This is a genomic window from Paenibacillus sp. S28, assembly GCF_016624415.1.
GTDB lineage: Bacteria > Bacillota > Bacilli > Paenibacillales > Paenibacillaceae > Paenibacillus_AQ > Paenibacillus_AQ favisporus.
Map to the genome: position 1 here is coordinate 239,651 of NZ_JACVTM010000004.1, position 24,344 is coordinate 263,994.

Sequence of the window (24,344 nt, forward strand, 5' to 3'; positions counted from 1 at the left end):
ATAAAATCAGGGCACCCCTAGCGGGTGCCCTTCTTGTACTCCAAGGATCATATGCCTTCCGGATTCATACGAGTCAGGAATTGTGAAAGCGGCTGCCGGAGGAAATCCCTTAGGTGAGATTCGCTCGATCTCCGCCAAATCGTCGGCCGTTAGCTTTACATTCAGCGCGCCAAGGTTATCCTGCACACGGTCGAGCCGTTTCGTTCCCGGAATCGGGACGATCTGCTCGCCTTGCGCCAAGAGCCAGGCCAGGCTCAGTTGGGCAGGCGTGCAGCCTTTTTGCGCTGCCATCTTCTCGATGAGGGAGGCGACCTCGACGTTCTTCACAAAGTTCTCGCCTTGGAATCTCGGAAAACGGTGCCGGTAATCATCCTTCGGCAAGTCCTCAGGTTTCTTGATTTGACCGGTGAGAAAGCCGCGGCCCAGCGGGCTGTACGGGACGAGGCCGATTCCCAGCTCCTTAAGAACAGAGAGAACTTCATCCTCCACTTCCCGACTCCATAGCGAATATTCGGTTTCGACTGCGGTGATAGGGTGGACGGCATGGGCTCGCCGGATGATGTCCGCGGGTGCCTCCGATAACCCGATGTAGCGGATCTTTCCCTGCTGCATGAGGTCGGCCAGCGTTCCGACCGTTTCTTCGATGGGGGTGTTGGGGTCGGGCCGGTGTTGGTAGTAGAGGTCGATGTAATCAAGGCCCAGGCTGTAGAGGCTGGCATCGACGGATTTTTTAATATAGGCAGGGTCGCCTTTCGGGCCTTGGCCGTGTGTGATCCCGAATTTGGTAGCGATTATCGCCTCGTCGCGTCGGCCTTTCAGAGCGCGCCCGACAAGCTTCTCATTTTCCCCAAACCGCCGGAACTCCGGATCGCCGTAATAATCGGCTGTATCGAACATCGTCACGCCCAGATCCAGCGCTCCCTGGATCGTGCGGACGGATTCATCATTATTCGGCATCGTCATCGTCATCGTTCCAAGGCCGATGGCCGATACTTCAAGTTCTTTGCCTAGTTTTCTTTTCTGTACCATAGAGATTCCCTCGTTTCCTGCATTAGTATCACTCGAACATGAACCAATTCTAAGCGATCCAACCTGAGGCAACCACACAGCGTTTTTACTAGTAAAAATATTACCTGTCAGTCTTCCTTGTCCTCTACTGCCGGCATATAGACGCAGATATGAAGATCCGGGTTGTCGGACAGATTCGCGAGCGGCCGGATGTCATAAGCCACAGGATCATCAGAGGCAGAGGGCTGCAAGATGACCCGGTCTAATTTCTTGAGCCGAATCTCGTACGGCTTCCACAAGCGGTTAAATTCCTCACTGCTTTGGATCAGATGCTGCACCGTCGCCTCAAACCAGGGATCGTCCCGATGCTTATCGTAATGGGCTCTGAATACCGCAACCCCATAACTCGCGAATTCATCGATATTCACGATTCGTCGGCGCAATTCTTCATTTTCAAATGCCAACCGAATTAATGAACGTTCTTCGGCTGGAATGGAAGCAAAATCGGTTAACATCCGACCGGCGGCTTCGTTCCATGCGAGAACCTCAGTTCTCTTATTGGTGATATATGAGGGGAAGGAAACTTGATCGATGATCTTTCGCAGCTGGGGATCCACGGCAGCCGGAGGCGTCGAACCCGCAGCATTGGAATTGGGCTCGTAAGGATTCCACAGCTGAAGCAAATGGCCTCTCTCGTCCGGAGACAGTTGAAGCGCATTGGCGATGCTCTCGATGACTTCCCTGGAGGCGGATAGCTCTCTTCCTTGCTCAAGCCACGTATAATAAGTAGCGCTTACGCCTGCCAGAATGGCTACCTCCTCTCGCCGAAGGCCGGGTGTTTTGCGCTGACCGCTGGAGAAGTTTAATCCCGCATCCTCTGGCGAGAGACGTTCCCTGCGCGATTTGAGGAATGCTCCCATCGTTTTGGCCCTGCTGTTATGTACCGTCATTAATGTCGATCACCACCTGTAGGTTTGGGTTTCGTTCAAGGTATCAGCATGATCATTGAGGCTGATTTACGATACAAGTATACCATAGGGACCTGTGACGATAGGAAGGGATTGACTGAACCAAGTAGTCGTCACTCAGGTGTAAGTACTGTTTTGAAAGGAGCCTAACATGAACATCGATTTTTTAAAACAACTTCAAAGAATCCTAAGATTAAAGGATTTGGAAGCATGGGATGTTGCCATGAACGGTAAAGATTGCCGGATTATCATTGTGGATGAGGGGCGGCCAAGCCGTGATGAGGATTTTCCATGGCTTAAGGATGGAATAGGAGAGGACAAAAGAGAAAATCATATCACAGCGCATGTGTTTTCATCTAAAAGTTTGGAGAAAAGTGAAGAACGCATGTTGTACCATATCGCCGAACATCTGACAGATCATGTGGCACTAGCACATTGCCATGTCACGGTACTCTTTCAGCAGGAGGACGATTATGATCGAGGTTTACACCATTCCGCTTAGCAAGTTTTTTCGGTTTTCTCAGGATTAGTGAGGACCATTTAGAAGTCATATCATTGGTTTGTACCGAAATGCTAAAACGCTACTGACAGACCGTTGTCAGCAGCGTTTTTATATAGTCATAGGAGATGATTTATTAAGGAGGCACCCATATTGGAAAAGAAAAACGAAAATCAAACCATGCCGGTTACCGCTGATCAGCAAAACAGCCGCTACTGGATCGGCGTTGTATCCGCCTCTCACGTGAAGCGGGGGGTTCAAGGCGGATTTGCCCAGCTTTGTCATGGAAAAGCAGCACCTCTGCGCCGGATGAGTCCCGGCGATTGGCTCATATACTACTCTCCACGAACCGACATGTCGAAAGGGAACCACTTCAAGCGTTTACCGCCATTGGGCAGGTGACCGGTGACAGGGTCTACGAGTATCCGATGTCCGAATCCTTTGTACCTTTTCGCCGGGATATCCGTTACCTTCCATGCCGTGAAGTGAAGATTGCCCCTCTATTGGACCGGCTTACCTTTACCCGCGGTTGGAAGCGCAGCTGGGGATACGCATTCCGCTATGGGCAATTTGAGATCGGATATGAGGATTTTCAGACGATTGCCGGCATCATGTTAGGTGAAGTCGAAGATGTGCTGGAATCTCAAATAGTAATCCCATAAAATGGAACTATAGAATAGCTGGAATGTAGTTTCATTTGGAGAAACAAGGAGGAATTACATGACTTCAGATCTTGATAGGGGGAGCAGATGAGAAAACACGATTTGATCCGCAAATTTTCACGTTGGAGGAAGCACCTTACCAGCAGGGCTTGCGTCCTGCTGTTTGTTGCAAGTCTGCTGTTTACGCTGGCCGTGCCTCCCGCTTCGGCTTCCACCAATCCGCAATCGAGCGCTTCGCCCTCGGATTCTTTTTCCCGGCTGGCAGCTTCTTGCGGCCCGGATACGCTAACTCGTGCAGTCATTTCCGGCGGAGATATGCTGTATGACACACTGTATGGTGCTCGCAAGGAAGACCGTCCACGCCTGAACAAAATTTGCGGCATTGTCAAGAAATTCGCAGCAGCAGGCAAGCCGGTAAAACCGTTCAATCCTGCGCCAGAGACATTCTTTTACGGACTGGGTCTAACCTTTGCCCAAGGCAACAGTGCTTCTGTCTTTGTTTATTTGGATGCTATTTATTTGGAGAGCGGAGACCAATTTCTCAAGTTGACGGACATGAAGGCGATACAGGATTACAACTCTTTCTTCAAACGAACGGAATTTCTGTCCATAACTCCGGAGACACCCCGCTTTGGCGAGCAAGTGCATCTGAAGGGTCATCAGCCTATGTTTTTCTCAGACTCTATTTATGTTTTTTGGGTTCCAGAGAGCGACTCGTACACATCTTCTCCCTCAATATCATCGAGGACGCCTTCTTACCCTGTTGACTCGGCTCTGCTGCTGTATGAAGGCAAGCAGAAATTCGGTTATTACGACGTTTCGTTCCTCTTGCCGGCCCTTGGAAAGGCAGCCGACGGCAACATGAAGCCTGTGGGGAGCAAAGGAAGTCTCCATGTGTCAGGCGGGCCGGGAGAAGGAGGCAGCCACTTTGATCATATGAAGCTGCTGCCGTCGAGCAAACCTTTTCTGTCAGTGAACGGTGTGCCGTCCATTAGCAATGATTTGCGGCCGTTAATGAGGGAAGGCCGGGCGATGCTTCCTCTTCGATCAGCGGCGAAGCTCGCAGGTCAATCTGTCGTCTGGGATGCCTCCTCGTGGAGTGTCTTGATCCGCTCTAAACCGCCCCAGAAATCGGATTCTTCATACCTGCGGCCGCAGCTGTGGATCGACGGCAAGCTGGCCTCCCCGGAGCTTCAGCCTATTCTGATCGGAGGCTTGACTTACGTGCCGATCCGCGCTCTTACTGAGGCCTTCGGCATCTCCGTAGCGTGGGACAATGCCAGCCGAAGCGTGCTTATTGATCTTTAGCGCGAAAAGTCACAGCCACGATCCGTGGCTGTGACTTTTTTGCTTTTAAAGGCAGAAAAAACGACCAAAGCTCTTCACGAAGAGACATGTTCGCCTTTAGGCCAAGTGACTTCTAAACATAGACCGTTGTTGTCAAAAAACACAAATGTCCCCAGTTCAGGAATCTCTGTGACGGATACATGAGCATGGCTCAAACGCTCGCGCAGGGCTTGTACTGCATCCCCGTTCGGGAGCCGCAGGGCCACATGAGGGACTAAACTCTGCGGATGGGTATCTGAAGCACCCAGCGTTGTCCTTGCTATCGGTCGTTCAAAGAAATGGAAGCCCCATACGTTGTCGTCGTTGGGTTTAACCAAAATAAGACAATGCCTGCCGCGACCTTCTTGGGACGGGGCGATATCACTGGCATGCATCCCCAACACGTCCCGGTAGAAGCGAATCGTCGCGTCCAGATCCGCTGTAATCAAGGCAATGTGATGAATACCTTGCCAAGGAATTTGAAAAGATTGCTCTGTGTGAGACATCCTACATCAGCTCCTTCTTTTTCTAGACGATATATAAGGGGATAGGGGCACTACGAGGGTCGGGAACGATAGGCTTTTGCATCTTCCGCTGTTTTGCCCGCGCGAGAAACGCCGTTGGCGTGCAGCCTGCCCATTTCTTGAACTCATGGATGACATGGGCTTGATCATGATAGCCAAGATGGGAAGAGACGTCAGCGAGAGAAGTGGCTGGCCCTTGTATCAATGAGGTAAGCAGCGCCTCGAAGCGAAGGAGACGTGCGAACACCTTGGGCGATACGCCTATGCACTGCTTAAATCGTCGCTCAAATTGGCGCAATGAAAGATCGCACTCAGCGGCAAGGGTACTCATACGGATTTGTCCCTGTGTATTGTAAAGCAGCTCAAGTGCAGATTGCAGAAAAGTCAAATCGGCAAGAGTCCAGCGCGTTCGTGCGGCGTTAAATTGCTGTGAGCAAAGGATTTGCTTGGCATAAGAACTGCGGCTTACCGTTCCTTGCAATGTGAGGGCAAGGCGAAGCCAAATTCCATCACGTGGGACATAGAGCGGCATAGTCTTCTGATCAAGCAATGGCATCTGTTTTTGATAAATAGTACCGGGTATTTCCATCGTGCAACTCACCTCTTCGTGTGTTCAACGAGAACAGGTTTTGGAAAGAGCTTCACACACCAGTGTTTCACTTGTATTCAGGGTGTCTTCATTTATGGAAGTTCTAACGAGATCATAACAGAGAACACCATCAGGAGTATTGTGAAAAATCGACGGTTTCTGTGTTTTCCTTCTTTAGTGAATTTATAGAAAAAGGAGCTGCGCTGGGCAGCCCCTTCTCCGTTTATCTGAGTTTCTCGTTTTGCTTTTGAATAAACTCCTCTTTGGTTAAACCATACAAAATAAAATCCATGTATTTGCCATTGATATAAACCACTTGTCTCCGCACACCTTCTTGAACGCAGCCCAGTTTTTGCATCATCCTCGAAGAACCTTCATTTCCTTCTAGAACATAATCATTAAATTTATGAAGCCTTCGTTCCAAAAAGGCATATTTTAAGAGGATTTCCATTGCCCGAGTACCATAACCCTTGCCACGATGCTCTTTATCGATCACGATCCCGATACTAAACGTTCCGTTTCTCTCGTCGATGCTGTTTAAATTGATCCCGCCGATACTGTCCCCATGTAATGTTTCAACCGTAAACATGATTCGTCCGTTCGTAGAAGTAAAGTCAGCATTGTCTTCCGCAAACTTCTTTGCTCCTGAAATGGTAGGGGGTAATTCCACAGCACATTCCAGTAGGAGGCGTGCGGGAGTGTCATAGAGACCAATGTAAAAACTTTCCCAATCTTCAGGCTCTATGGCACGCAATCTAACTTCATCATCTTGCCAAAAATAATGGCTGTAATCGATCTCTCGCATCATAACGACCTCCAATGATAAACATGAATTTGGTTAAAATCCATATTAACACGGGATATCCTAATTCTGGAGATAATGAATGGTTTAAATTTTTTATAATATCAGAGAGTATAGACTCCAGAGCCATGGCTTCCTGATATTGCAAGAAAAATTACCTTTAAACGCGGTCTGTCTTCTTTGAAGGTACGTCGATAGACGTTTTTCTTATTATCGTTATAAAAATAAAAAACCGGCACAACGACGCGCCGGTTCACGAAATGCCATATAGACATATTCCTAAAAATGCCATGGATACATAATAGTCTATAAAAAAATTCAATATAAGTCTATTACTTTTTTTGCATAGATTGTATGTTATTAAAGCGACCGCGGCGCAAAACGAATCGGTGATCTTGCCGAACATAAGGAAGGGAGAAATCCTGCATGATTACACTCAGAAAAATCACGCTCGAAAACAGACGCGAAATATTTAAACTAGAGGTTTCCGAAGATCAGCGCCGCTTCGTTGCGTCCAATTTGTCCAGCGTAGCTTCGTGTTACGTCCTTACCACCAATGGGGGGCATCCTTTTCCGTTTGCCATTTACGCGGATGAGCAGCCCGTCGGTTTTGTGATGATCACGTATAAAATTACCGGTTACGATACCCCGGCCATTGCAGACGACGGCTATTGTATTCTGCGGCTGATGATGGATCAGCGGCACCAAAACAAAGGCTATGGCCGGGAAGCCATGAAAAAGGTGCTGGAGTTTATCCGCACTTTTCCGGCAGGTCCTGCACAATACTGCTGGATTTCTTACAAGGCTGATAACACGCCCGCCAAAAAGCTGTATGAGAGCTTCGGCTTCCGTGACAGTGGTGAAGTGATCGGAGACGAGCAAATCACGGTATTGCGGCTCAACTCGCCACCTTCTATTATTTGTGTCTAAGGATACGCCAGACCCAAAACCAAACCTAAAACCAAGCAGCAGCCGGCCCAAGGACCGGCTGCCTTTCATTGATCTAGCAGGCCATTTGCAGCTCCTAGGTGGAGCCCTTTACTTTCCAACGGCATCATGCTAAACTAGATTTCGATAGTTATAGAACTGCGGAATAGATGGAGGAGGTGAGCATCATCATGGGTGATCATCAAACAGATCTGCAGGCCGTTAAGGTATATAAAGCTCTGGGGGAACCAACCCGGCTGAAGATCGCCTTGCTGCTCTCGAAAGAAAGTGATTTATGCTTCACGGCCATCGGTGAAAAGCTTGAATCAGTTGCGGGTTCGACGCTGTCGCATCATCTGAAGCAGCTGACGGATTCCGGTCTGATTGATTCACGGAAAAGCGGATCGTATATTCACTATAACGTCAATCGGGAAGTGGCGGAAAAATTTGCGCCTTATTTAATGGCGTAATTTTTTTAACCAACATTTCGATAGTTCTAGAACTGAGGAATTGATGGTTATACAAGTCATCCTCTATACCCTATGAAGAAGGAGTGCACTCTTATGAGCGACAAAGCAAATACAATGGAGATTGGAATCAGTACGTTTCTTCATGCAGATCCCGAAAAAGGGGGTGTCTCACATGCCGAGCGTCTGCGTCAAGCGATCGAAGAGATCCAATTGGCCGATCAAGTCGGCCTTGACGTCTTTGCCATCGGCGAGCATCACCGTATCGACTATACAAGCTCGTCTCCTGCCGTCATATTGGCTGCCGCTGCGGCGACCACGAAAAAGATCCGTCTATCGAGCGCGGTGACGGTGTTGTCTTCGGATGATCCGGTGCGGGTATACCAGAGCTTTGCGACGCTTGACGGACTGTCGGACGGGAGGGCTGAGATCATGGCCGGACGAGGCTCGTTCATCGAATCGTTCCCTCTGTTCGGCTATGACCTGAAGGATTACGAGGAATTGTTCGAAGAGAAGCTGGAACTGCTGCTCAAGATCCGCGCTTCAGAGCGGGTGACATGGCGCGGCGGACATCGTCCTGCGATTGACAATATGGGCATCTATCCTCGTGCTGTGCAGCTGCCTTTACCGGTCTGGATCGGCACAGGCGGCAGCCCGGAATCTGCTATTCGGGCCGGCTTGCTGGGACTTCCGATCGTCTTCTCAATCCTTGGCGGACCGCCGCAGCGATTCGCACCCTTGGTGGAGCTCTATAAGGAAGCGGCTGTGAAAGCCGGACATGATCCAAATCAGCTGCAGATTGCTACGCACTCGCATGGCTTTATATCCGATACGACACAAGAGGCGTCAGAGCGGTATTACCCTGTGATGGCGGCACAAATGAACCGGATCGGACGGGAACGCGGTTGGTCTCCTTATACACGTGACTCATACGATGCATCCTGCAGCCTTCATGGTGCTCTTTATGTCGGGGACCCTGAATATGTGGCGGAAAAAATCCTACTGCTGCACAAAAACCTGGGTCTAACCCGATTTCTCATGTACGTGGATTTCAGCACGCTCCCTCATCGCGAATTGCTGCGAACGATTGAGCTGCTCGGCACCAAGGTAGCACCGATCGTCCGTCAAGAGCTCGACCGTCAAGCATCAAGCGGTAATGATGGAGCGCAGTGACCCGACTGGGGCGTTAGATGCCAAAGGGCGGAGATAATATTTTTTACCCATGATTTCTACAGATTTAGAACTATGAAACTGATTGGATTAGGAGAGATACGATATGAGATGGAAAATTTATATATTGGCGATTGCGAGCTTTTTAGTCGGAACTTCTGAGTTTGTGATTGCCGGCATACTGGATATGCTTGCAAAGGACGTTGGCGTGTCGGTAGCGGCGGCCGGCCAGCTGATTACCGTCTACTCGCTTGCCTATGCGATCGGTACTCCGATTCTGGTTGCGCTCACGGCAAGGATGGATCGGAAAAAGCTGATGCTGTCGGCTTTGGGCTTGTTTTTCATAGGTAATCTGATCACCATCACATCTACCGGTTACGGCACGCTGATGGGGGCAAGAATCATTTTGGCCATCAGTACCGGGGTATTCATGGTTGTCGCCCTTACCGTAGCGGCCAAGATGGCAAGTCCCGGTAAGCAGGGTGGTTCGATCGCCACCGTTCTCTTGGGCTTTAATCTCGCGCTCATTCTGGGAGTTCCTCTGGGAAGGGTCATCGCGGGCTCGTATGACTGGAAGGTCATTTTTACAGGGATCGGGGTGCTCAGCCTGCTCGCCATGTTGGTTCTTTTGCTGGTGATCCCCAAATCAGAGGGAGAGGCTCCCGTTCCCATTCGGGAACAGCTCGCCTTGTTCAAAACGCCCCGGATTTCCGCTGCGCTGTCCATCAGCTTTTTCTGGATATTGGGATATACGATTCTGTATACCTATATCACGCCGTTTCTTCTGACCATTACGGGGATGAGCGAGCGGATGGTAAGCATCGGGCTGTTTGCATTTGGGCTGGCAAGTCTCCTGGGCTCCCAAGTCGGCGGCTACGGTGCAGACAAATGGGGGATCCCCCGCACGATGGTAGGCAGTCTGGTCTTTCACTCGGGTATTTTATTTTTGCTGGCAGCGTTTGCCCATTACTCCATGCTTGTGCTCCCATTGCTGATGCTGTGGTCCTTCTTTGCTTGGTCGACGGGTCCGGTTCAGCAAGTGTACTTAATCGGTATAGCTCCCCAGGCTTCGGGGATCATCTTAAGCTTGAACACCTCCATTGTGCAGTTGGGGATGGCTGTAGGGGCCGTCATCGGAGGCATTATTGTGGACAGCATCTCTCTGACAGCAGCCGGCTGGCTGGGTGGAATAGGGGTCGCCCTTGGGCTGATCCCGGCCGTGTATTCTTTGACAATGCGCCGCCGGGCTGCATGAGAAGAGCTGGAAGCATAGGCTTTGGCTTTCGGATTTCTCCCTTAAGAAGGCTCTATACATTAAGAAATCCGAAAACAAGAGCGATCGTAGGAACATTTTACGTACTTGCCCCCATCATCACCTGAGTGATTCATCATCTAACGTAAGTGCGATTGCTCCGTCCAAAATAAAGGCAGCCGGCTTGTTAAGCGGCTGTCTTTTTGCGGCCAGGGAAACATGCCGACCCTGCTTTCTTCGCCAGTTTATCTCCTTCCATTCGTTCATACTGCCACCTTGCCGAGCATAAGGAAAATAAGTAGCCCTTTAACATAGAATGAACTAAAGAAATGAACGTGTTATAGGCCTCTAGTGAGCCGCTGTAAAAGGAAGCTCAATGTCAAACTTTAGTTCAATCTATATAAATGAAGCCAAAACGGAGAACAAACCGTATTAAAAATAAATCGTTACAAAAAATGACATCCCAAAACATCATCATGTAGAATATGGTAAAGGATGAGATTAGTGATGAAGGAGGTGCGAACCTAATTGGGAATGAAATACATAAAACTGCTGGGTATCACTCTGGGGGTCATCGTCGTGAACATCGTTCTGTTCTCCCCGGGGTTTATCGGTCTTAACATCGGCGGCAACGCCTTTTCGACGGCATTCGGGATTACCTTCCTTCTGGCGAGTGTTCTGGTCCTTATTTATTCAGTTTACAGTGTTAACGCCAAGACTCCGGCCGCCGTACCGGTCAAACAGATCCAGACGCATGACGACTACGTAAATGCCTTGCAGTACTACAAGAAAGTCAAAGCGTTAGAAGCGGATATATCCCTTGCTCTAAATCAGCTCGACCGCATCGCACGCAAGAAGTACAAACTGGTCGGCGTGTTGACCCAGCGTTTCGATCCGAGCGAGCTTAGCTACAAAAAATTCATGTCGACGGTCCAGGCGGTAGAAAACGTATTTTACCTCAACCTCAAAAGCATCCTGAACCGGCTGGGCGCATTCGACGAATCCGAGTTTAAAAGTCTTAGTGGATCTAAAGCCTCCCATCTACCTCCAGAATTACTCCAAGAAAGAAAGCAGATCTACAACGAGTATTTAACATTCACCAAGAACTCCCTGGCGACCAATGAAGAGATCCTGCTCAAGCTGGATAAGCTCCTGCTGGAAATATCCCGCCTGGACAGCTTCGAAGCCGGCGACATCGAGAAGATGCCGTGCATGCAGGAAATCGATCTGTTAATTAATCAAACCAAATATTATAAGAATTAGAGGTGTTCATGTGAAGAAGGGCAGGTTTATTCTGACTTCAGTGATCGTGTTGATTTTTGTATTTGCGCTCGTGTACGGGGGAATTACGGTAACCTCGAATCTCGGGAAATCGAAAGACCAGGTGACCGCGGAAGACGCAGCCAAACGGCTGGATAAATTATATTCGAAGATTTCACCCACAACGGCAACGCCTGTAAAAGGACAAATTGACCTGGACCCGGTGGATGTGGCCTCATCCCTTCCGGATATCAGCAAATTTCCGATTACGGTACCGAACACGAATGATCATTATGTCGAGATTTTCTCATCGACCGAGAAGTCGGGAACCGGCGTGGACGGCTGGCTCACGGAGGCGGCGACGGAGTTCAATAAAGCGAATGTGGCTGTAAACGGAACTCCCGTATCGGTTAAGGTCCGCAACATCGCTTCCGGCACGGCAGCAGACTATATCATGTCAGGTAAATACGTACCGGATGCCTTTACGCCCTCCAACGAATTATGGGGAGAGATGGTCAAGTCCAGCGGCGTCAAAACCCAATTGGTGTCTAAGCGCCTCGTGGGCAACGTTCCCGGGATCGTTATCAAGAAGTCCAAATACGATGCACTTGTCGAAAAGTATGGTTCCATCAATGTCAAAACGGTAACGGATGCGATCGCAAGCAACGAGCTTGTCATGGGTTATACGGATCCTTTTGCCAGTTCGACCGGTCTGAATTTTCTGGTGACCTCGCTGAATACGTTCGACAGCTCCAATATTTTAAGCGATAAAGCGGTTCAAGGGTTCGAGCAATTCCAAGCCAACGTACCGTTCATTGCCTCGACGACGATCCAAATGAGGGATGCGGCCACATCGGGCTCCCTCGACGGGTTCATTCTGGAGTACCAGACGTTCGTCAACGCACCTGACCTGAAAAGCGGCTATGTCTTCACACCTTTTGGCGTGCGTCACGACAGCCCGCTCTACGCGCTTGGCGATACTACGCCGGAGAAGCTGGCCATTTTGAAAAAGTTCGGAGAATTCGTAACCCAGGATAAGTACGTTAAAGCAGCGAAAGACAAAGGCTTCAACGGGCTGGAGGATTACAAATCCGAGATGGGCCCGATTGACGGGAAGCTGCTGACATCCGCCCAGAAGGTATGGAAAGAGAAGAAGAACGGAAGCAAGCCGATCGTAGCCGTATTTGTGGCGGATACGTCAGGCAGCATGGATGGTGAACCGCTGAACCGCCTGAAGGAATCGCTGATCAAGGGCCAAAAATATTTGGGCAAAGACAACAGCATCGGCATGGTTTCTTATTCCGACGACGTAACCATCCAGCTCCCGATCGGAAAATACGACGTCAATCAGCAGTCGATGTTCGTGGGCGCAGTGAACAGCCTTCAGGCCAGCGGCCAGACCGCGACGTTTGACGGCATCGTGGTTGCGCTCAAGATGCTGAAGGACCAGCTGGCAGCCGATCCGAACATGAAACCCGTTATTTTTGTACTAAGCGACGGTGAAACGAACAAAGGCAATTCGCTCAGCGACATCAAAGGACTGATTGAGAACTACAAAGTTCCGATTTATACCATTGGCTATAACGCCAATATCAAGGCTTTGCAAAGCATTTCCAGCATTAACGAAGCCGCCAGCATCAATGCGGATACCGATGACGTCGTGTACAAGATCGGAAATCTGTTCAACGTTCAAATGTAAGGGTGAAATCAAAGGGGGAGGATGAGATATGGCGTTTACGATGAGTGTCTCAAGTGCGGAGCAGATCCAGGCTGTGATCGAGGAGGAGGTCAAGCCGGTACCGGAAGAGGTAGCGAAGCTGAAAGAAATCGCCGATGCGAATGTGGCTTCCATTATGGAGCTGGATGTGGAGTCGCTGGACAAACGCAAGGAGATTCTGCAATCGATTGACAGCTTCGGGCTGGATACGATGAAGCTTTCTTCCGAGAAGAACAACCTGCTGCAGGTGTCCGTCGGCAATCTTTCCAAAGGCGGGGACGAAGGGGGAGCTGTCGCCAAAGGGCTGACGGAACTGCATACGCAGCTGAAGGATCTGGACCCCAGTCTGATCGACTTTGCCAAAAAGGGATTCCTCGGCAGGCTGTTCAACCCGCTGCGGGCATACTTTTTGAAGTTTGAGAAGGCAGACGACGTCATTGCTGACATTGTCGTATCCCTCGACAAAGGGAAAACGACGCTCAAAAACGACAATACGACGCTGGAGCTGGAGCAGCAAACGATCCGGGAGCTGACGAAGACGCTGAAGAAAGAAATTCAGTTGGGGACGATGATGGACGAATCGATCGAGGCGCAGATCGAAGCGGCCAAGCAAAGGGGAGAAGATCCGGAAAAAGTCCGTTTTATTACGGAGGAAGTCCTCTTTCCGATGCGGCAGCGCGTGATGGATCTTCAGCAGATGCTGGTGGTCAACCAGCAGGGCATCATGGCCTATGAAGTGGTCATCCGCAACAACCGCGAGCTGATCCGGGGCGTGGATCGGGCCAAAACCGTCACGATCTCGGCGCTGAAAATCGCGGTGACCGTGGCCAGTGCGCTGTACAATCAAGGCATTGTGCTCAAGAAGATCGAGCTGCTGAATCAAACGACGAACAATATCATTGCCGGCACCTCTCGGATGTTGAAGGATCAAGGTGTAGCGATCCAGAAGCAGGCCATCGAAACCAGCGTCTCCGTTGACACGCTCAAGCAGGCTTTCTCCGATGCCATCTCCGCCTTTGAAGCGATCAGCTCTTACAAACAGGCGGCGCTTCCGAAAATGCGGGATACGATCAATCAGTTCCGTGCCTTGTCCGATGAGGGGGAGAAGCACATTCAGCGTCTGGAAAAAGGGAAAGCGCTGGGTCTGTGACCGGTTTCATGGAAACTCTATATTGGAAGTGCGAAGACAGCCGGTTTTGTGACCGGCTGTTTTTTTTGAATCCAATTCTCCATCATGTCACATAATTAAATCATGAATTGTCTTTAAGAGTATCGAAACCAGGAGGGAGAGATCGAATTTATGGACAAGCTGCTCGTCATTAATGCGCATCCGAAAGTGGAGGACGATTCATCCGTAAGCTTGACCGTACTTCGGCACTTTTTAGAAACTTATCGAAACCTGAATCCGGAGGGACCTATCGAACAAATTGATTTATATGCGGAAGATGTGCCTTGCATTGACCGGATATTTTTCAGCGCACAGGAAAAAATGCAAAAAAATGAGCGCTTAACGGAAGAAGAACAGAGGCTCACTTCCCGGATGTCGGATATCCTTCGGCAGTTCAAGAGCGCCAAGAAGTACGTCATCGCCATGCCGCTGCATAACTTTAATATTCCTTCGAAGCTCAAAGATTATATGGATAACATCCTGATTGCCAAAGAGACCTTCGCCTATACAGACAAGGGATCGATCGGTCTGTTGACCGACGGCCGGAACGTTGTCGTCATTCAGGCAAGCGACGGGATTTATACGAACCAGGATTGGTACACGGAAGTCGAGTACTCCCATCGTTATTTGAAATCGATGTTTAATTTTATGGGCGTCGATTATCAAATCATCCGGGCACAGGGCAATCATTCCTTGAAGAGGGATGAGGTGCTGGCCAAGGCATTTCAAGAAGCCGAATCTGTGGCGGCCTCTTTGGCACATCAGGGAATGCAAGTGTCCAATCAGGCAGGGAGCAAGTAATTCATCGTGAGGGCGTCAGCCCCGGATTCACGTCGGCTATGTTACAATAAGCGGAAAAGAGCGGGGACGGAGATGGATAGATGACAACAGATACATCCAGTTTATATGTAGAGTATAAGCCGCTGCTGAGCAGCATCGCCTACCGAATGCTGGGGTCACTCACGGACGCCGAGGATATTGTGCAGGATATTTTTGCGGAGCTGGAAACAATGCAGACCGATCATATTTTAAACATGAAGGCCTATTTGCTTAAAATGGTTACCAACCGGAGCATCAATATGCTGAAGTCGGCCCGCAAAACACGCGAAGTATATACCGGCCCTTGGCTGCCGGAGCCTGAGACGGCTGATGCAGGTCAAACTCCCGAAACGGCAGCGATCCAAGCCGAATCGGTCTCCTACGCGCTGCTCGTCCTTCTGGAACAGCTGTCGCCGGTGGAGAGAGCCGTCTTCATTCTCCGGGAAACGCTCGATTACGATTACCGGGATATCGCCGAGCTGCTGGACAAAAGCGATGCGAACTGCCGGAAGCTGTACAGCCGGGCGAAGCAGAAGGTCAGCACCGCGCCGGTTCCGGGGCGGGAGGAGAGAGCGGCCGCCGAGCCGCCGATTGCAGTGCCTGTAGAAAGCACTCGCGTCACTTCCGACCACGCCAAGCATGCGGAAATACTATCCCGCGCTTTTATGGCAGCGGCGAATTCCGGCGATTTCAGGGAATTTGTCGGCATGCTTGCGGATGATGCCCGATTGTACACGGATGGCGGCGGCAAGGTTCGCTCGGCGATCTTCCCGATCATCGGCAGCAATCGTATCCTGGCCTTCCTTCAAGGGATTGCCCCGGGAAATATCAAGCCGGAGAATCAGCTGCTGATCGACGTCAACGGGCAGCCCGGCCTGCGGTTGAACCGTGGCGACGAGCTCTTTGCGGTGCTGTCCTTCCAGTTTGACAGCGACGCGCGGCCTGTCCGTATGTTTATGGTCACGAATCCGGATAAACTGCAGCATGTGACCCCGTAACGGCTTTTTTTGGCAGACATAAAAAGGGTTTCGGAAACAACATGTAGAATATCCCATATGGTTAAAAATTCCAGATGGGAAAGAGGTATGCATTTTGAAATTTGAACAACAAAATTTAAGCCATTCAAGCTTCAATTGCTGCGACCTCAGTGAAACGGAAATTCAATGCTGCAATGGCAGCGGGATGAGCATGAACGATGTGAATTTGACGGGAATGCATATTTCCGATGCGAATTTGAGCGAACTCGCTATTGATGGTGCTCAATGGGGCGGCGCACTTTTTCAATCCATCGGCTACGGAGATCCAAGCAAGCCTGATGCAGAACACAACAAGGAGGGCGTCCGTTTTTCAGACTGCAGCTTCCAGAACGGGCGGATCACCGACTGTGATTTTACGAACGCCAATTTTCAAAACTGCGACATATCAGGATTGGTCATCAATGGGATCAACATCGAAGAATTAATCCAAAAGCATGTTCCTGTGGAACAGAGAGAGTAGGATACAGATAAAACTATGAAAGCCACCCCAGGGTCTGGAGTGGCTTTCATCATTATGCCTGCCGTACCACATCATCCGCATCCGTGGAATAAGCGAGTTCTTTCTGCGCGTCAAGCGCGGCCAATCTGTCCAGCAGAGCTTCCCGGATTTGCTCATAGGCATCGCTGCCCAGCGCCATCCGGATCGGACCTTCTCCTTGATCGACGCGGCGGATGATCTGCTGCGCCATTTTATCCGGATCGCCGACAACCATTTGATTAAACATGCTCATATCGATGCCCGGCAGTTCCCCTTTCATCAGGCTGACGAATTGGCCTGCCTCCTTGTCCCGATATGCGTCCATCCGTTCTCCGAATACCGCATTGCTCGTAATGAAATTCGTACGGATTCCGCCCGGCTCCACCATAGTCGTCTTAATATTGAACGGCGCGGCTTCCTTGGCCAGCGCTTCAAAGGCGCCCTCGACCGCCCATTTGGAAGAACAATACAGCCCCATTCCCGGCGTGGAATAATGCCCCGCCATGCTCGATATCTGCACGATGTGCCCACTGCCCTGTTTGCGGAAAAAAGGCAGGACGGCACGGGCTGCGCGCAGTGATCCGAGGACGTTGGTCTTGAACAGATGCTCGATCTGCCCGTCGCTTGCTTCCTCCACTGCACCGTACAATCCATAGGCTGCGTTATTGACAAACACATCAATCGTGCCGAGTTCCTCCCATGCCCGTTCGATCACCTCAACAATTTGCTGCGGGTTCGTCAGATCCAAATGAGCCTGCCATAATCGGGAACCATATTGAGCTTTCAGATCGTCCAGCACGCCCGGCTTGCGCACCGTTACGGCTACACGGTCGCCTCTTTCAAGCAACCGGCGGGTGATGCGCGAAGCCAAGCCTCCTGACGCTCCTGTAATAAACCATGTTTGCATGCTAAAAGCCCTCCAATCGCTGTATTCCTTTGTATCATACGAGCAGTGAAAGGGCGCTAGCCACAGCATGTTTATACTATTAACGGGAGTAACAGTCTACGATCATGAGCCGAATGTCCACCTGCAATCCAGACGAGATAGGTTCTGCTCTATTGAGGCAGCGAGTCTTGTTCCAGCAGAGACATTAACCTCTCCTCCGTGCCTGAACCGGGTACCGGCACGAAGAAACACCAGTGCAGGTCCGGGTCGCCGTCTATGACGGCCGCCGAATGGAGCATAAACTCCATTTCCTGACCGTCCGGAAGGCGGAACAAAGCGGTGGTTACACGCTTTTGCTTGACTTCGTAGAGGTTCCAGAAGTGCTCAAATTCCTCACTTTCCCGTCTCAAGCGTTCGAAACGTTCCATATACAACGGGTTGTCTTGGCTTCGGTCAAAGCTTGCCCGCAGCACCGCTGCCGAGTAGCGGGCGAAGCTTTCCCAGTTCACAAGCCGTTTACGGTAATCCTCCTTGAAAAATATAATGTTCAGCATATATCTTTCATTCTCCGGCATACGGCCGAAGTCGGCGATGACCATTTCTGCGGCGCGGTTCCAGGCGATCACATCCGTGCCCGCATCCGTGATGAACGAAGGGTACCACAGTTGATCGACGATTTGCTGCAGCACATCGGGATCCGGTTCCTCGCTGATCGGAACGGCGCCGGCGCTTGCCGGGTCCACATTGGCCAAATCGAACAGATGCTTCTGCTCGTCTTCGTCGAGCTGCAGCGCATGGCTGATATTTAACAGCACTTCCGGCGAAGGATTAGCTTCTCTGCCTTGCTCCAGCCAGGTGTAGTAAGTCACGCTCATATTGGCAAGATACGAGACCTCTTCCCGCCGAAGCCCTGGGGTACGCCTTCTTCCGGGCAGCGGCTGGATCCCCGCTTCAGAAGGCTGCAGCCGTTCCCTGCGCGATTTGATGAAATCACCCAATGGAGATGAAGAACGATTTGTTTTCATTTTCATGTACGTCACCATCCTTGCGTTTCCAAGTAGGCCGACAACAGCCATATAGAACATTGTAATCCTTTCAACCTGTTGATTTCCATCTTCCGCTTCTGAATGGTTCAACTGAATTGCAACAACAGAAGTAAAATGTTTGACGAAGAATCCTTATATTTATATTATTAGAAATATAGAAATAAAGATCAACAATGAAGCCAATATCTGAAAGAAGGTGTGGTAAGGATGAGTCATAAACCTCTATTGGTTATTGTAGGTGCCGGTTCGGGCGTAAGCGCGGGTATAGCCCGCAAATTCGGGAGCAATGGCTTCCGGGTGGTTCTTCTATCGAGAACCGAGACTTCGCTGCAGCGCAGCTTGGAGGATCTTCGTCAGGTACATATCGAATCGTATGGAATAACTGCAGATGCTTCAGATCCAGATTCCATCAAAGCAACCTTTACACAGATCAAAAACTTATATGGAATCACCGATGTTTTGGTATATAATGCGGCGCACATTGCGCCAGGAGATGCGCTATCGTTAACGGAACAGCAGCTGATCGATGATTTGAAAGTAAATACGGTCGGAGCGTTGACCAGCGCGCAGCAAGTCATTCCGGACATGGTCGAACGGAAACAGGGGACGCTCTTTTTCACAGGGGGCGGTATTGCGTTGAACCCGAATCCGCTGTATGCTTCTTTATCCATCGGCAAAGCCGCGGTCCGCTCACTTGCGCTTTCCCTGGCCGAGACACTGGAGCCCCATGGAATTTATGTGGGCCAAGTTCTAATCGCCGATCATGTTCAGCAAGGGACATTTTACGATCCGGACCGGATCGCCGATGTATATTGGGAATTGTATACCAATAGAGACCGGAAGGAATATTTATTTAAGGAATAATCATTGACGCTCATTCATGGACAGGGATCGTTTCACAAAAAAAGGACAGCCGCAGAGCGTTCGTAGCTGTCCTTTATTTCACCTCAATAGTGGTAAGTATAGACCATGCTTATATCATGCTCTTTTCCCATGCACCCCGAATTTCCACGCCGGTTGACTTGGCGGCCCGTTCCAGTTCTTTGATTTCGTCATCCGATAATTGGACGTCCATAGCCGACACGGCGCTGGCGATATGGGACGGTTTCGTCACGCCGATAATCGGCACCGTTCCTTTGGCGATTGCCCAGGCTATGGCGATTTCAGCAGGTTCAACATGGTGACGGAGGCTGATTTCTCTCATTACCCCGATCAGATCTTCCAGCTTGGCAAGTACCTTCTCATCGAAGGCATCTCCTCGGCGGGTCCCTGCTTTAAAAGGATGTTTTGTATCATATTTCCCGGTCAGCGCCCCTTGCTCCAGCACCATATAGGAGAAGAAGATCAAATCATTGGCGTTGCAGTACTCAATGATGCCAGCATCTTCTGAGGAACGGTAGAGCAGACTGTAATGGTTTTGAACGGCTGAGAGCTGAAGCCCCTCTTGAGCCAAAATGTCCGCGGCGAGCTTGATTTCCTCCAAATTATGATTGGAGACCCCTGCGTATTTAACTTTTCCGCTCTTCATCAACGGGATCAGCTTAGAGGTCCACCGCTGGACGTCTTTCGGATTGTGGATCCAATACACGTCAGCATGATCCCTTTCAAGCCGCTGCAAGCTCCCGGCGAGAAATTCTTCAACAGCCTCGTCCGTCTGCTCGCCGCGGGGCGTGAATTTTGTTGAGATCAGGACGTCATCTCTCCCGCGGATGAACTGGCCCAGAATCGTCTCCGAAGCGCCCATGCCGTAAACTGCGGCCGTGTCCCAAAGATTTAATCCGGCATCCATCGCCGCATCAAATACGGGCTTCAGATCCTTGGCAGTCAGGTCATTCCCGAAAACCGCATCTCCTCCGTTGGCGCCGTTCCCCCAGGACCAGGTACCGAGGGCTACAGCCGGGATCGTTATGTTTTTTAACTGAAAAGTTTTCATCGTGTATTTCTCCTTTAACAGTGGGATAGGACAAAGACGATTATCTTTTTCCTGGAAAGCCATGCCGCTTCGCGCTCCATGCGATGATCCAAGCGATCAGCAGCAGAATCAGCAGCACGGCCGGAAACGACTGGACGCCGATGAGCTCCAGCAAGGCCCCGCCGACGATGCCCCCGCCGGCGATGGCCAGATTCCTTACGGTCGTATTGATGGGCATCACGATGTCCACGCCTTCTTCGCCGCTTGCATTCGCTTGGGCGGTTTGCAGCAGCGTAGCTGCTCCGCCGAAGGTAAGTCCCCACAATGCGACGGCGGCATAGACGACCGGTACCGATGTGCCGCCAACCCACAATGCGGCCGAAACCAGCGCAAAACCAAGCAGACTGAGCAGCGTCAACAGGCGCAGCTTGCGGTCGATGAGCAAACTGACGATCCAGATGGACACAATTGCCGCGAGACCAAAGATCAGAAGGACCAGATCAACGCGGCTGCCCAGCCCGGAACGCTCGAGAAACGGCGCAATATACGTATATAGGATATTATGGGCCAACATCCAGGTGAGTACCACCATAAGAATGGGGCGGATGCCGGGCAATACAAACACTTGACCAATTGTCATGCGCTCGTTTGCGGGCTGCCCGGGATAATCCGGCACCTTCCACAGCACCCAAACCATGAGAACAAGGGTCAGAAGAGATATAAGCCCAAATACGGCCCGCCAGCCGATCAGGTCGCCGAGCAAGGTCCCGGCCGGTACGCCGAAGGTAAGAGCAATCGGCGTTCCTACCATGGCGACTGCCAAGGCGCGGCCTTTTAAGGCATCCGGCACCATCCGCCGCGCGTACCCGGCGATCATGCCCCACGCCGCACCGGCGGCCACACCGGCAAAAAAACGGGCTACAAGCGTCAGGGCATAACTGCTCGAAATAGCGGTAATGGTGTTGAATACCAAAAATCCGGCAATAATGGCGAGCAGCAGCGGACGCCGCCTCATCCCGGCGGTAAACATGGCAAACGGAATGGCTGCCACAAGCGAGCCGATGGCATACAGGGTGACGAGCTGACCCGCCATTCCTTTGGAAATATTCAGCCCTTCCACGATGTGCGGCAGCAGCCCGGCCGGAATGGTTTCCGTGAGAATACAGATAAAACCGGTCATGGCAAGTGCCAGCAGCGCCAGCCAGGGAAGCCTGGCTGGGACGGATACCGGCTGGACAACTTTCGTGGAAGATGACATATGGGACAAGTGAGTGACCTCCTTCGAATGGTAACATAATTTCTGGATCGATCATTCCATATACTAAGTTCAGCCCGGCTGACTTGTCAAGAACTTCTGGATCGATTAGTATAAAATTCATGAAGGGGGTAATTGTATGCCACGGACAGGACGCCCCCGTGCGTTTAATCGGGACGAGGCCGTACTTGCCGCGATGTTTCTGTTCTGGGAGCACGGCTTTGAATCCACTTCGCTGGCCCAATTGCGCGCGGCGATGGGGCATATATCCGCCGCGAGTTTTTACGCTGCGTTTGAATCGAAAGAGGCGCTGTTCCGCGAGACGGTGGAACGGTATAAAGCAACTTACGGCCAGGTGATGGAGAGCTTTCATGATCAACGGTTGGCACCGAAGGCTGCCATCGAACAAGGGCTGCGCCGCTCGGCGCGAATGCAGACCGAAGGCTCTCATCCACTGGGCTGTTTGGTTGTGTTATCCGGCATAAGCTGTTCGCCCGAGAACCAGCATATCCAAGAAATGCTGGCCAAGGAGCGGGAAAAAAACCGGGACGGGATTAAGGACTGCATCGAACGGGCAGTTGCCAATGGTGAGCTGCCCGATACAGTCGATGTTCCCATGCTGGTGACTTTGTTCAACACCTTTCTCCTTGGCATATCGACGCAGGCGAGAGACGGTATCCCGTTCAAACAAATTGATGCAGCCATCACTCAGTTGATGAGCATCTGGGATGCCCTGTCTCGAAAAAACGGATGACAAGGAATACAAATCGTCTGATGAAAGCAGCGGGGGAGAGAACATGAACAAAACGGAACGGCAGCTCGCCATTACGCTGGAGCTGCAGCGAAACAAGCTGGTCAGAGCAGAGGATCTGGCGGCCCGGTTCGAAACGAGCGTCCGGACGATCTACCGCGATATTCAGGCACTAAGCGAAGCGGGGGTTCCGATCGCCGGGGCTCCCGGGCAGGGCTATTCCCTGATGGAGGGCTATTTCCTGCCTCCGGTCAGCTTCACGGCGGAAGAGGCCGTGGCCCTGCTGATGGGCGCGGACTTTATCGAGCAAAGACTGGATGCGGACTACAGCCCGGTGGCGGAGGCGGCCAAACGCAAAATTGTAGCGGTTCTGCCGGAGCCGGTACGCGCTGATTCTATGCGAGTGCGGGAAACGATGCGCCTTCTCCAAGCCGGCGAGCCGGTAACCAGCCGGAAGGAAAAGGACTATCTCGGACAAATTCGGCGTGCGATTCTGGAGCGCCGCAAAATCAGGTTTGCGTATTTAAAAAAATATCCGGAAACGGACGGGAGCCGGATGAATATAAGGGAGGCGGCTCCATACGGACTGACGCTCGTTCAGGGGAATTGGACATTGGTCGCGCACTGCGACCTGCGGCAGGATATCCGCCATTTCCGGTTGTCGCGGATGACAGAGCTTGCCGTGCTCGAGGAGGGCTTTGCCATGCCGGCCGGATTCGATTTGAATCGTTACCAGCCGCCCGATGACCGCAACTTACGGGTGGTGGTTCGGGCGAATCCGGATATCGCCGACAAAATCGCCGAGACCACGCATTTTTATATGGAACAGGCGGAAGAGCGCGAGGACGGTCTGCGGGTCACCTTTCGCGTGCGTCAGCCGGAGGAGCTGCTCCCCTATATCCTTGGTTGGGGCGGGGCGGTTGTCGTGCTGGAGCCGGAATCCTTCCGCCGCCAAATTCAGATCGAGGCCGAAAAGATATTAAACCGCTACTGACACGCTGTTGTCAGGAGCGGTTTTTTATAATGGGAGAAAATCCATAAATAAAGAGGAGTTGTTCCCATGTTGAAAAGCACAGCGAACGCATTGCAGGATTTGGAGACGTCGGTAGAACGGTATTTGATTGAACTGGAGAACTTTGATATGGAGCAGTTGCTGATAAAAACGAACCAGGAAGAATGGTCGATAGGGCAGATGTATATCCATTTGATTCAAACGGCGCAGTTCATGCATCTGCAGCATGTTGATAGCTGTCTGGCCGGCAACGGGGCGGCACTCTCCACCGTGGAGGACAAGACGGAGATTGGCAGGAAGGTATACGAGCTGGGTAGCTTTCCGCCGGTCCGGGTCCGGGTCCCGGCTTCACCGCAGTACACCCCGCAGCAGCCGGAGAGCAAGGAGCAGATTATCGAAGGGCTCCGGAGCGTAGTGGAACGGATGAAGCGGACGGAGCCTGCTTTGAGTCAGGAACCTGAACAATATAAGATCCCCCATCCGCGTTTTGGGCCGTTAAGCGCCAAGGAGTGGTTTTTGCTGGTTGAGATGCATTACCGGCACCATTTTATGCAGCTGGAGCGGTTGAAAGGCGAGTTAAGCCTGGTTTAGCCCGTTAGCGTTGCCGCCTATATCCTGAGGCCCAAAAAGCAGAAAATACAGCAGCAGTCCAAGGCTTGTCATCTTCCTCGGCTGCGGCTGTTTTTTTACTTAACGGTCGCTCCATTTAAAAACACCACAGCCAGCGGGGCATTTGCTCTAGGGAAAGGGATTTGGTTCAGAAGGAATCATATTTATTCTAGATCGCTGTTGACAAAGGAAATTTCATC

25 protein-coding genes and 1 pseudogene are annotated in these 24,344 nt (G+C 51.1%); 17 read left to right on the forward strand and 9 right to left on the reverse strand.

Going from position 1 to position 24,344, the window contains the following annotated elements:
* Positions 1 to 6 precede the first annotated feature (6 nt).
* Positions 7 to 1,029 (reverse strand): aldo/keto reductase, encoded by a 1,023-nt coding sequence (locus IAE55_RS12505; protein WP_200632570.1) that lies wholly within the window; start codon positions 1,027 to 1,029, stop codon positions 7 to 9.
* 107 nt (positions 1,030 to 1,136) lie between these two features.
* Positions 1,137 to 1,958 (reverse strand): helix-turn-helix transcriptional regulator, encoded by an 822-nt coding sequence (locus IAE55_RS12510; RefSeq protein ID WP_200632572.1) that lies wholly within the window; start codon positions 1,956 to 1,958, stop codon positions 1,137 to 1,139.
* A gap of 169 nt (positions 1,959 to 2,127) precedes the next feature.
* On the opposite strand from IAE55_RS12510, the gene IAE55_RS12515 reads away from it, so the two are divergent.
* The 3 genes and pseudogenes from IAE55_RS12515 (at position 2,128) to IAE55_RS12525 (ending at position 4,445) form a co-directional block, all read left to right on the forward strand.
* Positions 2,128 to 2,478, forward strand: a complete 351-nt coding sequence (locus IAE55_RS12515; RefSeq protein WP_200632576.1) for a hypothetical protein — start codon at positions 2,128 to 2,130, stop codon at positions 2,476 to 2,478.
* 177 nt (positions 2,479 to 2,655) lie between these two features.
* Positions 2,656 to 3,137: pseudogene (locus IAE55_RS12520) on the forward strand (EVE domain-containing protein).
* 87 nt (positions 3,138 to 3,224) lie between these two features.
* Positions 3,225 to 4,445, forward strand: a complete 1,221-nt coding sequence (locus tag IAE55_RS12525; protein WP_145164847.1) for a copper amine oxidase N-terminal domain-containing protein — start codon at positions 3,225 to 3,227, stop codon at positions 4,443 to 4,445.
* 74 nt (positions 4,446 to 4,519) lie between these two features.
* On the opposite strand, the gene IAE55_RS12530 is transcribed toward IAE55_RS12525, so the two are convergent.
* The 3 genes from IAE55_RS12530 to IAE55_RS12540 all read right to left on the reverse strand — a co-directional run bounded on the left by IAE55_RS12530 (position 4,520) and on the right by IAE55_RS12540 (position 6,384).
* Complete coding sequence (locus tag IAE55_RS12530) at positions 4,520 to 4,969, reverse strand: VOC family protein (RefSeq protein WP_200632578.1); 450 nt, start codon at positions 4,967 to 4,969, stop codon at positions 4,520 to 4,522.
* Between the two features lie 22 nt (positions 4,970 to 4,991).
* A complete protein-coding gene (locus tag IAE55_RS12535) occupies positions 4,992 to 5,576 on the reverse strand; it encodes a helix-turn-helix domain-containing protein (RefSeq protein WP_200632580.1) in 585 nt (194 codons plus the stop codon).
* 223 nt (positions 5,577 to 5,799) lie between these two features.
* Positions 5,800 to 6,384, reverse strand: coding sequence for a GNAT family N-acetyltransferase (locus IAE55_RS12540; protein ID WP_234489501.1), 585 nt, complete (start codon positions 6,382 to 6,384; stop codon positions 5,800 to 5,802).
* A gap of 420 nt (positions 6,385 to 6,804) precedes the next feature.
* Here IAE55_RS12540 and IAE55_RS12545 point away from each other — a divergent pair, with 420 nt between their 5' ends.
* From IAE55_RS12545 to IAE55_RS12590, 10 genes are all read left to right on the forward strand, one after another.
* A complete protein-coding gene (locus IAE55_RS12545) occupies positions 6,805 to 7,308 on the forward strand; it encodes a GNAT family N-acetyltransferase (RefSeq protein ID WP_200632582.1) in 504 nt (167 codons plus the stop codon).
* A 188-nt stretch (positions 7,309 to 7,496) separates the two neighbouring features.
* Positions 7,497 to 7,775 (forward strand): ArsR/SmtB family transcription factor, encoded by a 279-nt coding sequence (locus IAE55_RS12550; protein WP_105444201.1) that lies wholly within the window; start codon positions 7,497 to 7,499, stop codon positions 7,773 to 7,775.
* A 93-nt stretch (positions 7,776 to 7,868) separates the two neighbouring features.
* Entirely contained in the window at positions 7,869 to 8,945 is a 1,077-nt protein-coding gene (locus IAE55_RS12555) for an LLM class flavin-dependent oxidoreductase (RefSeq protein ID WP_145164837.1), read from the forward strand.
* A gap of 103 nt (positions 8,946 to 9,048) precedes the next feature.
* The gene (locus IAE55_RS12560) at positions 9,049 to 10,197 is read left to right on the forward strand and encodes an MFS transporter (protein WP_200632584.1); all 1,149 of its coding nucleotides are present in this window, start codon (positions 9,049 to 9,051) and stop codon (positions 10,195 to 10,197) included.
* 531 nt (positions 10,198 to 10,728) lie between these two features.
* Positions 10,729 to 11,457 (forward strand): hypothetical protein, encoded by a 729-nt coding sequence (locus tag IAE55_RS12565; RefSeq protein ID WP_145948561.1) that lies wholly within the window; start codon positions 10,729 to 10,731, stop codon positions 11,455 to 11,457.
* Between the two features lie 10 nt (positions 11,458 to 11,467).
* A complete protein-coding gene (locus IAE55_RS12570; RefSeq protein WP_200632586.1) occupies positions 11,468 to 13,153 on the forward strand; it encodes a vWA domain-containing protein in 1,686 nt (561 codons plus the stop codon).
* Between the two features lie 28 nt (positions 13,154 to 13,181).
* Complete coding sequence (locus IAE55_RS12575) at positions 13,182 to 14,321, forward strand: toxic anion resistance protein (protein ID WP_200632588.1); 1,140 nt, start codon at positions 13,182 to 13,184, stop codon at positions 14,319 to 14,321.
* A 150-nt stretch (positions 14,322 to 14,471) separates the two neighbouring features.
* On the forward strand, positions 14,472 to 15,140 hold the full coding sequence (locus IAE55_RS12580; protein ID WP_200632595.1) for an FMN-dependent NADH-azoreductase: 669 nt from the start codon (positions 14,472 to 14,474) through the stop codon (positions 15,138 to 15,140).
* Positions 15,141 to 15,220: 80 nt separating this feature from the next.
* Positions 15,221 to 16,156, forward strand: a complete 936-nt coding sequence (locus IAE55_RS12585) for a sigma-70 family RNA polymerase sigma factor (RefSeq protein WP_105444204.1) — start codon at positions 15,221 to 15,223, stop codon at positions 16,154 to 16,156.
* Between the two features lie 94 nt (positions 16,157 to 16,250).
* Positions 16,251 to 16,655: a pentapeptide repeat-containing protein gene (locus tag IAE55_RS12590; protein ID WP_145948441.1), complete on the forward strand. Its 405-nt coding sequence runs from the start codon at positions 16,251 to 16,253 to the stop codon at positions 16,653 to 16,655.
* Between the two features lie 52 nt (positions 16,656 to 16,707).
* Here the strand turns inward: IAE55_RS12590 and IAE55_RS12595 are convergent, their stop codons facing one another.
* Both IAE55_RS12595 and IAE55_RS12600 read right to left on the reverse strand, forming a co-directional pair.
* Positions 16,708 to 17,580: an SDR family oxidoreductase gene (locus IAE55_RS12595; protein ID WP_200632597.1), complete on the reverse strand. Its 873-nt coding sequence runs from the start codon at positions 17,578 to 17,580 to the stop codon at positions 16,708 to 16,710.
* A gap of 149 nt (positions 17,581 to 17,729) precedes the next feature.
* Positions 17,730 to 18,584: a helix-turn-helix transcriptional regulator gene (locus IAE55_RS12600; protein WP_200632939.1), complete on the reverse strand. Its 855-nt coding sequence runs from the start codon at positions 18,582 to 18,584 to the stop codon at positions 17,730 to 17,732.
* Between the two features lie 228 nt (positions 18,585 to 18,812).
* On the opposite strand from IAE55_RS12600, the gene IAE55_RS12605 reads away from it, so the two are divergent.
* Positions 18,813 to 19,469, forward strand: coding sequence for an SDR family NAD(P)-dependent oxidoreductase (locus IAE55_RS12605; protein ID WP_200632613.1), 657 nt, complete (start codon positions 18,813 to 18,815; stop codon positions 19,467 to 19,469).
* Between the two features lie 109 nt (positions 19,470 to 19,578).
* Here the strand turns inward: IAE55_RS12605 and IAE55_RS12610 are convergent, their stop codons facing one another.
* Together IAE55_RS12610 and IAE55_RS12615 are read right to left on the reverse strand one after the other, a co-directional pair.
* A complete protein-coding gene (locus tag IAE55_RS12610; protein ID WP_200632615.1) occupies positions 19,579 to 20,538 on the reverse strand; it encodes an aldo/keto reductase in 960 nt (319 codons plus the stop codon).
* A gap of 40 nt (positions 20,539 to 20,578) precedes the next feature.
* The gene (locus tag IAE55_RS12615) at positions 20,579 to 21,775 is read right to left on the reverse strand and encodes an MFS transporter (RefSeq protein WP_200632941.1); all 1,197 of its coding nucleotides are present in this window, start codon (positions 21,773 to 21,775) and stop codon (positions 20,579 to 20,581) included.
* Between the two features lie 136 nt (positions 21,776 to 21,911).
* Between IAE55_RS12615 and IAE55_RS12620 the strand changes: the two genes are divergently transcribed.
* The 3 genes from IAE55_RS12620 to IAE55_RS12630 all read left to right on the forward strand — a co-directional run bounded on the left by IAE55_RS12620 (position 21,912) and on the right by IAE55_RS12630 (position 24,126).
* On the forward strand, positions 21,912 to 22,526 hold the full coding sequence (locus IAE55_RS12620; RefSeq protein ID WP_200632617.1) for a TetR/AcrR family transcriptional regulator: 615 nt from the start codon (positions 21,912 to 21,914) through the stop codon (positions 22,524 to 22,526).
* 43 nt (positions 22,527 to 22,569) lie between these two features.
* A complete protein-coding gene (locus IAE55_RS12625; RefSeq protein WP_200632619.1) occupies positions 22,570 to 23,517 on the forward strand; it encodes a helix-turn-helix transcriptional regulator in 948 nt (315 codons plus the stop codon).
* Between the two features lie 66 nt (positions 23,518 to 23,583).
* Positions 23,584 to 24,126 carry a DinB family protein gene (locus IAE55_RS12630; RefSeq protein ID WP_105444211.1) on the forward strand — a complete coding sequence of 181 codons (543 nt, stop codon included), beginning with the start codon at positions 23,584 to 23,586 and terminating at the stop codon, positions 24,124 to 24,126.
* Positions 24,127 to 24,344: the final 218 nt, after the last annotated feature.

Coding starts and splice junctions, on each gene's coding strand:
- IAE55_RS12630 (WP_105444211.1), top strand. CDS start 23,584: ATGTTGAAAAGCACAGCGAACGCATTGCAGGATTTGGAGACGTCGGTA.
- IAE55_RS12600 (WP_200632939.1), bottom strand. CDS start 18,584: ATGAAAACAAATCGTTCTTCATCTCCATTGGGTGATTTCATCAAATCG.
- IAE55_RS12515 (WP_200632576.1), top strand. CDS start 2,128: ATGAACATCGATTTTTTAAAACAACTTCAAAGAATCCTAAGATTAAAG.
- IAE55_RS12555 (WP_145164837.1), top strand. CDS start 7,869: ATGAGCGACAAAGCAAATACAATGGAGATTGGAATCAGTACGTTTCTT.
- IAE55_RS12585 (WP_105444204.1), top strand. CDS start 15,221: ATGACAACAGATACATCCAGTTTATATGTAGAGTATAAGCCGCTGCTG.
- IAE55_RS12560 (WP_200632584.1), top strand. CDS start 9,049: ATGAGATGGAAAATTTATATATTGGCGATTGCGAGCTTTTTAGTCGGA.
- IAE55_RS12565 (WP_145948561.1), top strand. CDS start 10,729: ATGAAATACATAAAACTGCTGGGTATCACTCTGGGGGTCATCGTCGTG.
- IAE55_RS12625 (WP_200632619.1), top strand. CDS start 22,570: ATGAACAAAACGGAACGGCAGCTCGCCATTACGCTGGAGCTGCAGCGA.
- IAE55_RS12605 (WP_200632613.1), top strand. CDS start 18,813: ATGAGTCATAAACCTCTATTGGTTATTGTAGGTGCCGGTTCGGGCGTA.
- IAE55_RS12540 (WP_234489501.1), bottom strand. CDS start 6,384: ATGATGCGAGAGATCGATTACAGCCATTATTTTTGGCAAGATGATGAA.
- IAE55_RS12575 (WP_200632588.1), top strand. CDS start 13,182: ATGGCGTTTACGATGAGTGTCTCAAGTGCGGAGCAGATCCAGGCTGTG.
- IAE55_RS12595 (WP_200632597.1), bottom strand. CDS start 17,580: ATGCAAACATGGTTTATTACAGGAGCGTCAGGAGGCTTGGCTTCGCGC.
- IAE55_RS12530 (WP_200632578.1), bottom strand. CDS start 4,969: ATGTCTCACACAGAGCAATCTTTTCAAATTCCTTGGCAAGGTATTCAT.
- IAE55_RS12525 (WP_145164847.1), top strand. CDS start 3,225: ATGAGAAAACACGATTTGATCCGCAAATTTTCACGTTGGAGGAAGCAC.
- IAE55_RS12615 (WP_200632941.1), bottom strand. CDS start 21,775: ATGTCATCTTCCACGAAAGTTGTCCAGCCGGTATCCGTCCCAGCCAGG.
- IAE55_RS12580 (WP_200632595.1), top strand. CDS start 14,472: ATGGACAAGCTGCTCGTCATTAATGCGCATCCGAAAGTGGAGGACGAT.
- IAE55_RS12545 (WP_200632582.1), top strand. CDS start 6,805: ATGATTACACTCAGAAAAATCACGCTCGAAAACAGACGCGAAATATTT.
- IAE55_RS12535 (WP_200632580.1), bottom strand. CDS start 5,576: ATGGAAATACCCGGTACTATTTATCAAAAACAGATGCCATTGCTTGAT.
- IAE55_RS12620 (WP_200632617.1), top strand. CDS start 21,912: ATGCCACGGACAGGACGCCCCCGTGCGTTTAATCGGGACGAGGCCGTA.
- IAE55_RS12505 (WP_200632570.1), bottom strand. CDS start 1,029: ATGGTACAGAAAAGAAAACTAGGCAAAGAACTTGAAGTATCGGCCATC.
- IAE55_RS12510 (WP_200632572.1), bottom strand. CDS start 1,958: ATGACGGTACATAACAGCAGGGCCAAAACGATGGGAGCATTCCTCAAA.
- IAE55_RS12610 (WP_200632615.1), bottom strand. CDS start 20,538: ATGAAAACTTTTCAGTTAAAAAACATAACGATCCCGGCTGTAGCCCTC.
- IAE55_RS12550 (WP_105444201.1), top strand. CDS start 7,497: ATGGGTGATCATCAAACAGATCTGCAGGCCGTTAAGGTATATAAAGCT.